Here is a 1,736-nt window from a genome sequence, read left to right on the forward strand (position 1 = left end):
AGTCGAACGCCGCCACCGTAGCGCTCGTTACGCTGTGAGCCGAAATCGCGCTCGTCGCGGTGATGTCGCCACTCCCCGTTCGCCTTATCGATCTGCGCTTCCAGCGCCAGCAGCCAGCGGTCCATGCCCCAGCCGTAGCCGACGAAGCCGCCGGCGACGGTGGAGAAGTCGCCGAAACGGCCATCCACGCTGCCGTTGCCGGAAGCCGGCCCGCGGTGACCGCTGAACTCCGCACTCGTGAACGCCCGCCCCCCATGCACGCCGACATAGGCACCGGAGCGCGACTCACCGCGCAGCGCCCGGATCGGCGGCGCGGAAAGACTCGCGTCGATACCGACGTAGGTGGTGGCGTCCTGGTAGTCCGCCGCGTCCATGTTCGACTCGCGGCGCTCGAAGATATGGCCACCAGTAAGGGTCAGCCGGGGGGTGAGCCGGTAGCTCAGGCGGAGTCCGACCCCGGTGACGTCATCGGTGCGGTCACTGTCCCTGTAATCGCTGCGCACCCAGTACACGGGGACGGAGGCACTGAACCGCCGGGTAATGCGGTGATCCAGCGTCGCCCGGGTAATACTGTCCACCGCCCCGGCCACGCCGGGCAGCGTGGTCTCCTCGATGGAGCGCGAGAAGCTCACCTCCACGCCGGTACGCGGTGTCACGTCGGTCTCCACGCGTGCCCCGGCATCCCACGCCTCGATGCGATCGAATCGCGGGTCGTCATAGTCCTGCTGCATATGACCGACCAGCAGCTCCGCCGAACCGCCCGGCAACGGCCGGGCCAGCCCCACCGCAACGGAAGCGCCGTCGCTGGAGCGCTGGAAACCGAAGTCGGTGTAGCGGTCTTCGTAGTCCCGACGGTTGACCGCCGCCTGCACGAAGGGCCGCCAGCCCGCGTCCCGCCGGAGCAGCACGCGGCCACCGAGCTCGTATTCCTGGCGGTTACGGTCGTCGTTGTTGGCGAAGCCGCCCCCGGTGAGCGGGACGTCCTCGAAGTCCAGATCCGTCGCCGTCAGCCCACCGCGCACCTCGACCCCCCCGACGGGCAGGGCCGTTCCCAGTACCGCCTGGGTCTGGTCGTACTCCGTGGGCTCGGCCGCCGTGCCGGGTGTATCGACAGCGCTGCGGTCCTCGTGATCGGAGACCGATGACAGCGAACCGAACACGCTGCCCCCGCCACGAAGCTCATAGCGCTCGTCCAGGCGGAGGTAGTGATCGGTGTAGTCCTCGTCGGAATGCCCGGTGTAGCGTGCCCGCTCTGCGCCGGCACGCAGCCTGAGCTCGTGGCGCTGCCAGTCCGACGTCGCCGATAGCCACGGCGTGACCGTCGTCACCAGCGAGGACTCAGGGTCGGAAGGCGTGGCGTAGAGGTTGTCCTCGTGCCCGCGCGTCACGCCGGCACCGAGATCGAGGTAGAAATCCCCGACGCGTACCCCCTTTGCCGCGTCCCCTTTGTTATCCGTGTCAGCGCCGTCGCCGACGCCCGTCTGTGCCGCTGCCGTGCCCCCGGCCACCACCAGCACCATTGCCAGTGGGAACAACCTGCCCCGCATCACCCCTCCGGTACTAACCTGTCCACATTCGAACCGGCCCGCCCGTCCGATTCGTCATTCGGCATATACATATCAGCATATTGCATATACCGGGGAACACCTTACCGAACGTTTCAGGTCAGGAATTGACCGGAGTCAATGACACTGCTTTTTGTGCACAGCGCGCAGAGACGGACTCTACCGCCCGGT

Annotated in this window: 1 protein-coding gene; it reads right to left on the minus strand. The window is 67.3% G+C overall.

What is annotated here, in order from left to right; all coding sequences use genetic code 11:
* Positions 1 to 1,547 (minus strand): outer membrane beta-barrel protein (locus G7A99_RS17180; protein ID WP_163142418.1); only part of this gene is annotated, 1,547 nt, incomplete at its 3' end.
* Positions 1,548 to 1,736: the final 189 nt, after the last annotated feature.

The organism is Arhodomonas sp. KWT (assembly GCF_010993615.1).